This window comes from Seinonella peptonophila (genome assembly GCF_900129355.1).
GTDB classification, from domain to species: Bacteria; Bacillota; Bacilli; order Thermoactinomycetales; family Thermoactinomycetaceae; genus Seinonella; species Seinonella peptonophila.
Map to the genome: position 1 here is coordinate 1 of NZ_FQVL01000022.1, position 10,960 is coordinate 10,960.

Below are 10,960 nucleotides of genomic sequence, written 5' to 3' on the forward strand. Positions count from 1 at the left end.
CAGTATAGCGAGCAGCAATATGAACAACAAACGATGGACTGGCTGATCCAGACATACATGGAGCAGTTACAACAATTGATCACACATTGTTGCTCGGCAGAAGCAGGGGGATATACACCTTCTGACTTCCCTCTGGCGCAGGTAACACAAACAGAGCTGGATCAGCATGTAAGTCATGATCAAGCAATTGGAAATGTTGAAAATCTCTATCCCTTAGCTCCATTGCAACAAGGAATGTTGTACCACACGCTCTACCAAGAGGAAGGGTCATATGTGGTTCAGATGACATTCCGTCTGCGGGGAAGATTAGATATAGAATCCTGGCGAAAAGCCTGGAGTCAAACAATTGAACAATTCAGTGTCTTACGTACTTCATTTCACTGGAAGGGATGGCGAATGCCTCACCAACAGGTTCATTATCAGGTGGATACAGGGATTCAAGAGCTTGATTGGAGAGATTGGTCAGCAGAACGTCAACAACAAGAGTTAGAACAATATCTACAAGAAGATCGTCGAATAGGCTTTAACATTGCACAATCACCGTTGACCAGAATGACATGCATTTGGATGGAAGATGAGCGAGTCGAGGTAATCTGGAGTTATCATCACTTGATTCTAGATGGCTGGAGTATGCCTTTGGTATTACGCAGTCTATGGGAAGCATATGCTGCATTGCGGAATCAGGAACGTAGAGAGGTAGTGGCAGAGGTTCCTTATGCAGATTATATTGCTTGGATTCAAAAGCAAGATCAACAAGCAGCAGCACATTATTGGCGTGAACAACTTAGCGGGAATCCTGAACCAACCGTGATCGAAGGGACTCGAAGTCGAGTAAAACAAGAACCATCTGGCATCTGGTATGGGGAACTGACCACAGAACAAAGTAGACAGCTACGAAAATTTGCTAAACAATACCAAGTAACAGTACAACAAGTACTACAAAGTGTATGGGCTTTATTGTTACATCATTATAGTGGGGAAGATGATTTACTATATGGTGTAACAGGAGCTGGTCGTTCAGCAGAATTGACAAATGTCGAAAAAATGGTAGGGCTATTCATCAATACACTTCCTACACGTGTGCGAGTAGATGGTAAAACTTCATATATCGACTGGTGTCGTTCCATGCAACGTCAACAACTGGAACAGCGGCAGTATGAGCATTGTTCGCTTGTGGATATTCAAGAATGGAGTGGAATTCCAAGAGATCAAGCCCTATTTAAGTCATTATTTGTTTTTGAAAATTATCCTTCTAGTGGATTAGATCAGGTTGATCATGCTGGCTTAGTCATCGAAGAGATGCAAGGAGTCGAACAGATTGACTATCCGCTTTGTTTAGTTGCTGCGATCGCTGATCAGGTTCATATGAAATGGATGTACCAAGGGAATGTTTGGACAGAGTACGAAGTCAATCAATTGCATCGATCTTTCTGTTTCCTATTGGAACAGATCATGGAGCAACCTGAGAAGTTATTAGCAGATATTCGATTGATTACAGAAGAAGAAGCGGTTCAATTTCAACAAAGACAAAAAAATTTGCTCCCTGTCCCACCCATGCTTCCTTATCAGTTTGTAGAAGAGATTGCTTGGCTGGAATCAAGTCAGTTAGCAGTTGTATCACAACAACAAAACATGACTTATGGTCAATTAAATGCCACAGCAAACAGATTGGCACATTACTTACGAAAATGTGGCGTAACAAATGAAACACGGGTTGCTCTCTTGTTAGATCGTTCTTGTGAATTGGTAATTGCACATTTAGCCGTTCATAAAGCGGGTGGGGCGTTTGTTCCAATTGATCCAGCTATACCCATGCAGAGGGTGCAGGAGATTATCAAAGATGCCGAGATTCAAATATTGTTGACCCATCAACGCTATCTCGATGAAGTTAATGGTATAGCTGAGCAAGTGATTGCGTTAGATGGACCACCGGCAGAATGGGAAAAGGAAGAAAATGAAAATCTAGATCATGTAATGCAGCCTGATTACTTGGCATATCTCATTTATACTTCCGGTTCTACAGGTAAGCCAAAAGGAGTGGAGATTACCCATCGTTCGCTAAGTAACCTGATTGCTTGGCATCAACAAGAATACGAGTGGGGAACAAGTGATCATGTCACAATGATTGCGGGTGTTAGTTTTGATGCTTCTGTCTGGGAAATTTGGGCTGCTTTGACAAGCGGTGCAACCCTACATCTACCATCTGAGGAAGTGCGGATTCATCCTACAGAGTTGCAGTCATGGCTGCTAGAAGAAGGCATAACCTATAGCTTCCTGCCAACACCATTAATGGAACAGATGTTTTCACTTGCTTGGGAACATGCTGGTATCATGCGCGCGTTTTTAACTGGTGGAGATCAGTTACATCAAGCGCCTCCCGCAGATTTTCCGGTTCCTGTGGTGAATCACTATGGCCCAACCGAAAATACAGTTGTCACCACTGCCATTTTTTTAGAACCTGGTGAGGCTCATAAAGAACATCGATTACCCCCCATTGGTCGAGCGATTGCCAATGTACAGCTATATGTGTTGAACCAATATCAGCAACCTGTACCAGATGGTATAAAAGGAGAGTTATATATTGGTGGGCATAGTTTGGCCAGAGGATATCATGGTCAACCTGACCGAACGACTGAGCATTTTATCATCCATCCACTCTATGGACGTCTTTATCGAACCGGAGATCAAGTGCGCAGATTAGAGGATGGGAATTTGGAATTCTTGGGTCGATTGGATCAACAGGTGAAGATTCGCGGTTTACGGATTGAACTAGGGGAAATTGAAGCGCGACTTATGCAACTACCTCATGTGCAAGAGTGTACTGTCGCTCCCTATGAAAATGCTTTAATCGCCTACGCCGTCTACTCTGGTGAAGAGATAGTGGATTGGAAAAGAGAACTGAGCAGCCAATTACCTGCATATATGGTCCCACAGCAATTGATTGTATTAGAATCAATGCCTGTTACGCCTAATGGGAAAGTGAATCGACAAGCATTGCCAAAACCGGAGAAGTTAGCTATTCCGTATGTAGCACCACGAAACCTGCTCGAGGAACAGATAGCGCAGATCTGGTCGGACGTGTTGAATGTGGATCAAGTTAGTGTAACTGCTTCCTTCTTTTCGCTTGGTGGCCATTCACTTTTAGCTACTCAAATTGTTGCGAGGGTACAACAAGTATTTTCCTGTAGCTTCCCATTGCGTCAATTGATGGAACAGCCAACAGTAGAAGCGACAGCGACTTGGATAGCAGAGCATCAAGAGCAACATCGATTACCTGAAATTAAGCCTGAACGATCAGCTGATGATAGATATGCACCTTTATCCTTTGCACAACAGCGATTATGGCTACTTGATCAGTTACTCTCGGATCGCTCTGTATATAATATTCCGATTGCATTGCGGCTGCGCGGATCAGTCGATTTTGAGGCATTAGAATCTAGCTTGAAACGTGTGATCGAACGTCATGAAAGTCTTCGAACGCGCATTGTGGTCGTTGATCAACAACCTATGCAGTTGATTACAGACTACATACCTACGATTCAGCGTACTGATCTTCAAGGGGAGGGGAGTCCTGAGATTCAAGCCGCTTGGTTGATTGCGATGGAGACAAAACGATCATTTGATTTATCAAAGGATTCTTTATTACGTATTATGCTGTACCAACTTGATAAAGAAGAAGCGATTCTAGCCATTCAAATGCATCATATGATCGCTGATGGCTGGTCAATGGAGCTATTTTTAAAAGAATGGTTGAACTGCTATGAGAATGCACGGACAGGAGAAGAACAATCTTTGCCTACGTTACCCATTCAATATCGTGATTTTGCAGCATGGCAAAAACTCCCTCAAGTGCAACAAGAGATGGATCGTCAGCTAGCATATTGGGTGGAACAACTGTCAAATTTACCGACTCTGCAATTACCAACCGATTATCCACGTGCTGCTGAGCAAACATTTCATGGTGCAACACATCAAATCATCTTATCTGATGATCTTTTGCAACGTTTGCAGCAATTTACGGAGCAAGAGGGAACAACTCTGTTTATGATCGGAATGGCTGCATTCCAATTATTATTGGGTAAGTGGAGTGGACAGACAGATTTCGCAGTGGGAAGTCCAATTGCGAATCGCCACATTCCTGAAGTCGAATCGTTAATTGGATTTTTTGTGAATACACAGGTTTATCGTGCTGATCTAGATGGTGAATATGACTTCCGTCAATTTATGCAGTATATTCGTAAATTGGCAATCGAAGCTCAAGCTCATCAAGATGTTCCATTTGAACGAGTTGTAGAAAAGGTAGCGCCAGAGCGACACATGAGTCATTCACCGCTCTTTCAGGTTATGTTTACATTCCAACATAGTCCACAGATTTCCACGGAGTGGGGACAGCTTTGTGTGGAGCCATTTGATGTCATGCAACAGACAGCTAAATATGATCTAACTCTTACCATGGGACAAAATCATCGTGGTAAATTGGTAGCAATATTTGAATATAACAATGATCTTTTTGAAACGACAACGATCGAACGGATGGGTGGACATTTTCAACATTTGTTGCAAATGATGTGTGAAGAACCAGAACGGAAACTAAGTTCATTCTCGCTCTTAACATTAGAAGAAGAACAGCAACTGGATGAATGGAATCAAACAAAACAGAATGATTTGATTACCCATCCCATTCCGCATTTGATCATCGAAAAAGCAATTGAATTGCCGAATGCAGTTGCCATCCATCTGCAAAATCAGTCATTCACATATCAGCAATTGCTTCAAGCAGCAAAACAACTTAGTGATCAGTTGCGAAGGAAGCTCAATATAGGGAAAGGGCAATGGGTTGGTCTCTATATGAAGCGTTCTTATGAGTTGATTGTGGCGAAATTAGCTGTATGGTTAACAGGAGCTGCTTATATACCGCTAGATCCTGCTTATCCCACAGAACGAATAGCTTTTATTACTGAGCAATCAGGAATGGCAGCGCTATTGGTTTCGGAGATGGAAGAAGAGTTGATCACACAAGTTCGGACACAGGTATTTGATTATGAACAATTGATTCAAGAAGAACAAATGGACGTGGCATTGTCAGCCGTAGAATGGGATCTAGATGATCCAGCTTATCTCATTTATACCTCTGGATCGACTGGATTGCCAAAAGGGGTCGTGATTACGCATCGATCATTGAACAATCTTGTGGACTGGCATATTCAGCAGTATCAATTAACAGAACAAGATCGAACTTCATGGCTTGCAGGAGTTGCTTTTGATGCATCGGTATGGGAGATTTGGCCTACCTTAGTCGCAGGCGCTTCCCTCAACATCCCAAATGAAATGATTCGGATGGTGCCTGAACAGTTGAAGAATTGGTATACCGAAGAAAAGATTACCCTTAGCTTTGTACCCACTCCATTGCTGGAACAACTCTATGCCGTTGAATGGACAAAGCCAGTTGCATTACGTGCTATATTAACGGGCGGTGATCAGTTGCGGATGGGACCACCGAGAGATTTCCCTGTTCCAGTGGTGAATCACTATGGACCAACTGAAAATACTGTCGTTACAACATCGATAGAATTATTGCCTGGGAAATATGAGCAAACCGTTCCTCCTATTGGCTATCCGATTTCTAATGTAAAGGTATATGTACTTGATTCGGATGGAAAACGAGTGCCTATTGGTGTACCAGGAGAACTATGGATTGGTGGAAACAGTTTAGCAGAAGGGTACTATTGTGATTCGGATTTAACAGCGAAGCGATTTATTGACCATCCTCAGTTTGGAAGGCTCTACCAAAGTGGAGATCAAGTCCGATTTTTACCAACAGGTCATATAGAGTTCCTAGGTCGGCTTGACCAGCAAGTGAAGATAAGAGGTTTCCGAATTGAATTGGGTGAAATTGAGCACCAATTATCAAAGCATGAGCAAGTGAAAGAAGCGCTAGTTATTGCTGATGATCAAGCAGGTGACAAGAGGCTTGTTGCCTATGTGGTACCTCGTTCTTCAGGAGACTGGGAAGAGGAATGGCAAACATACCTGCTTCAGAAATTGCCTGACTATATGGTTCCGACACAATTTATCAAATTAGATGCATTCCCACTTACACCAAATGGGAAAATTGATCGACGTGCATTGCCAAAGCCACGAGCTAGTAATTCAACTTCAATTGTTACAACCAATGACCCAATTGAAGAAATGATCCAAAAAATATGGAGAGATGTATTAAATCAACCCATTGTTGGTTTGGAAGAGGACTTTTTTGCCATTGGGGGACATTCGTTACTAGCAACGCAAGTTATTTCAAGGGTCAATCAACAGTATTCAATCGAGCTACCATTACGCGTACTTTTCGAAGCAAAAACAATTCGTAAGCTGGCTTACCATGTGAAACAAGAATGGAAGAAAATCCGTGATCTAGCCATGCCACAATTAAAACAGACTGTTCAGATTGGGGAACGGATTCCACTATCATATGCCCAGCAGCGGCTACACTTTTTGAATCAATTGATTCAAGAACCAGCAGCATATAATATTCCATTTGCCTTCTATGTACATGGTGAGGTTGATGTAGAAGCTCTTCAGAAAAGCATCCAAATGTTAGTTGAACGACATGCCTCGTTGCGAACTGCATTTGTGCAGGAAGATGGTGAATGGTTCCAAACGATTTATGAACCATCGCAGAGCGAGATTTCTTTTGAGGTCATGGATTATCGCGAACATCCATCTAGAGAAGCGGAAGTGCTTGTACGTTTAGAAAAGGAAGCACAATTTGTCTTTGATTTGGAACATGGACCTCATTTTTATTGTCAGCTATATCTTTTGTCTGAAGAAAAATCGATCTTCTTTATCAATATGCACCATATTATTGCGGATGGATGGTCTATTCAAATATGGCTACGTGAATGGATGGAATGTTATGAAGCAGCAAAGAAAAAGGTAGCATATCGAAAGCCTGGCTTGCCTGTTCAATATATCGATTATGCTGCATGGCAAAGAAGTTGGCTTTGTGGCTCGGTTTTAGAAGAGCAATTACAATATTGGAAAGAAAAATTAAATCATTTGCCTATTCTTCAATTACCAACTGATGCTCCAAGACCAATGAAACAAACATTTGCAGGAAATTCTTACTCTATTCATCTTGATCACAACCTAGCAAAACGTCTAAAAGAAATGAGCCAGAAGATAGATGGAACGCTGTTTATGACATTACTCGCTGCATTTGAAGTTCTGTTATATCGTTGGACTGGACAGCAAGACTTCGCGATCGGAACACCCGTTGCAAATCGTAATGTTCGAGAAGTAGAGGAATGTATTGGTTTCTTTGTCAATACGCTTGTTCTCAGAAGCGACCTGAGCGAATCGATCACATTCCAGAAGTTATTAGAACAAGTCAAACAGACTGCCTTAGAAGCATATGCCCATCAAGAAGTACCATTTGAACGAATTGTTGATGAGGTGCAAGTAGAACGACTTTTAAGTCATTCGCCATTAATCCAGGTAATGTTTACCTTGCAAAATCAACCTGTTGAGTTTCCGATAACCGAACAGTTTCAGCTTGAAGCGATTCCATTGCAACAGAAGACAGCTAAGTTTGATTTAACATTGGACATGGTGGAAGTAGAAGAAGGTTTCATCGCAACATTTGAGTACAATACAGATTTATTTGAGCATCAGACGATCAAATGGTTAGGAGAACGCTGGAAGCTACTATTGCAACAATTAATAGCAGAGCCGAAACTTCCGATTGAAGAGCTGGGGTTTGTAATTGAAGAAGAGGAAAAGCAGTTGGAAATTTGGAATCAAACAACAGTAGAGAATCAGCTAGATCAACCTGTTCATTGTCTGATAGAAGTACAGGCAGAAGAACGTCCTTATTCCCTAGCCCTCCAACATGGAGCAAGTAAATTAACCTATTGGCAGTTAAATCAACGCGCTAACCAGCTTGCACATTATTTTAAGCGGATCGGTTTAAAAGCGAACAAACCAATTATGATTTGTTTGAAACGCTCAATTCCTTACGTGATTGCTCAATTGGCAGCACTTAAAATGGGTGCTATCTATCTTCCGGTTGATCCTACACAGCCATTAGAGAGAATTGCTACGCTGGCAAAAGAAGCAAATGTACAGATGATTATGGCTGAACCAATACTTAGTGAACCGTTGTCAGAATTGGGAGTTCGTTTCTTTACATGGGAAATGTTAGAGGCTGAAACAAAGCATGAGCGTGTCAGTAATTTATCGGTGAGTGCAAATCTTCAATCACCTGCCTATCTGATCTTTACTTCTGGTTCTACTGGAAAGCCAAAGGGAGTTGCAGTGAGTCATGAGTCTCTGCTCAATCTAGTGTATTGGCATCAAAGAACGTATCAGGTGACTGCTAATGATCGCATGTCGATGCTTGCAGGTGTGGCCTTTGATGCGTCTGTCTGGGAAATTTGGCCAACTTTAGCAAGTGGTGCTTCATTGCATATACCAACTGAAGAAGAGCGGTTAAATCCTGTAGCATTGCAGCGATTTTATCTGCGGGAACGAATCACCCATAGTTTTGTTCCAACTCCATTGTTGGAACAGTTATTACTATTGGAGTGGTTGGAATTTGGTCAATTGCGCTATTTCTTGACAGGTGGTGATCAGTTACATCAAGCACCAGCACAAGACTTTCCGATTACTGTGATCAATCATTATGGACCTACTGAAAATACTGTTGTAGCTACAGCAGGTCAAGTAGAAGCAGGGAGTGAACAGTTACCTACAATCGGAAGACCGATTGATAATGTCACAATCTATGTACTTGACCAGAAAATGAAGCAAGTTCCCATAGGAGTACCTGGCGAGCTGTATCTGGGAGGAAAAAGCCTAGCAGTTGGTTATTATCGTCAGCCTGATTTGACTCGTGAGCGTTTTATTGACCACCCTGACTTTGGTAGATTGTATCGAACAGGAGACCAAGTACGACTACGGAAAAATGGGGAGATAGAGTTTCTGGGTCGTCTTGATCATCAGGTGAAAATACGTGGCTTCAGAATAGAATTGGGCGAAGTTGAAGTATGCTTGATCGGTCATCCCGAAGTTGAAGAAGCGGTAGTCATAGCACATGAAGGGCGTTTGGTCGCTTATATAGTAGGCGAGATTGAGCCAAAAGAGCTTCGTAGATGGGCAAAGGAACGGCTACCCGATTATATGGTTCCGACTTTCTATGAATCTATGACATTTTTTCCATTAACTGTAAATGGAAAAGTAGATCGAAAAGCATTACCGAAGCCTGATGAAAGTCAATGGATTCATGATGGAAGTTATGTTGCTGCAAAGACCGAGATTGAGGAAGCGCTGGTGACAATTTGGCAAGATGTACTTCGCCAACCTAAGATAGGCATCCATGATAACTTTTTTGCTTGTGGTGGAGACTCCATTTTAAGTATTCAAGTTGTTGCTCGAGCTGGACAGTTGGGATTGTCGTTAACACCTAATCAAATTTTTGAACACCAAACGATTGCAGAGCTGGCTCAGGTTGTGGAGTGGCGCCAACCGATTTCCGCAGAGCAAGGGTTAGTAGAAGGAGATGTACCATTTTCTCCAATTCAGCAATGGTTTATGGAGCAAGAAATACCAAACCGCCATCACTGGAATCAATCAATGATGTTATTGATTGGTGAACAGGTAGATCAAAAAGCATTGGAAGAAGCGATACGAGCGATCATGGGTCATCATGATGTTTTACGATTGCGTGTTGCAGAAGATCGATCTACACATGTTCAGATGGATGAACCGATTCCCTTTGATTGGGTTGATCTAAGTGGACATCCTGCAGCGCAACATCGTTCATTCATTGAGCAAATAGCAGCCGAAGCACAACGTAGCCTTCATCTTCAGGAAGGCCCGATTATGAGAATTGTTTATTTTCATCTAGGTGATGAAGAACCTGATCGATTATTGTGGGTCATTCATCATTGGGTTGTCGATGGCGTTTCGTGGCGGATTTTGCTGGAAGATTTACAGACTGCGTATCGTCAAGCTAGACAAGGCGAGCAAATTCAATTACCAGCTAAGACGACTTCTTGGAAAGAATGGATGAATCAGTTGCAAAACTATGCACAAAGTAAACAGATTCAATCTGAAGTAGCATTTTGGAAAGGAATGCAACAGCATAACCCTGGTAAATTACCAGTTGATCATCCAAATGGAGACAATTTACAACATACAACCCGTGTGGTGACACAACAATTATCTATAGATGAGACAAAAGAATTATTGGAAACAGTAGGTGTAAAGTATCGAGCGCATATTAATGAGCTCTTGATATCGGCATTGGCTGTAGCCATTTCACGCTGGACGAAAAGTCGTCAGCTTATGTTGCATCTGGAAGGTCATGGACGAGAGGAAATGGATGGACAAGTTGATGTCTCTCGAACAGTTGGTTGGTTTACTTCCATTTATCCCGCTTTGATAGATCTGAAGCAGGCAACCACTGCTGGACAGGTCTTGCGTGAGGTAAAAGATAGTTTGCGTCAAATTCCTAATCATGGAATAGGGTATGGTTTATATCAATATTTACAACCAGTTGGTCAAACGATGAAACCTCAACAGCCCATCCCATTAAGTTTTAACTACCTTGGTCAATTTACGATGGATCAAGAATCGTCGGAGGGTCTCTTGATCGGTGAAGCTCTTGAGTCACAAGGCATGCAGATGGACCCTGAATCTGAGCGTCCACATTTGCTTGATTTAAATGCTTTTGTGATTGGGGGGCAAATGACATTTACTTGGCTCTACAGCTGCCAACTCTTTAATCAAGAAAGCATTGAGCGAGTCGCAGATGAGTATATGGAAGGATTGCGTTCTTTGATCAATGATGAAGAGAAGAGTGATCTGTGGAGTTATACACCTTCTGATTTTCCAGAAGCTGATCTAAGTAAGAAGGATTTGCAAAAAGTATTGTCTATCATTCAGAAAAAAAGGAAGAGATAAG

1 protein-coding gene is annotated in these 10,960 nt (G+C 42.1%); it reads left to right on the top strand.

The window, feature by feature from the left end; genetic code table 11:
* Positions 1-33 precede the first annotated feature (33 nt).
* Complete coding sequence (locus tag BUB71_RS18065; RefSeq protein WP_217653577.1) at positions 34-10,959, top strand: non-ribosomal peptide synthetase; 10,926 nt, start codon at positions 34-36, stop codon at positions 10,957-10,959.
* Position 10,960: the final 1 nt, after the last annotated feature.

What these genes read in the sequence shown, in the direction of transcription:
- BUB71_RS18065 (WP_217653577.1), top strand. Translation starts at nt 34, where the DNA reads ATGGACTGGCTGATCCAGACATACATGGAGCAGTTACAACAATTGATC.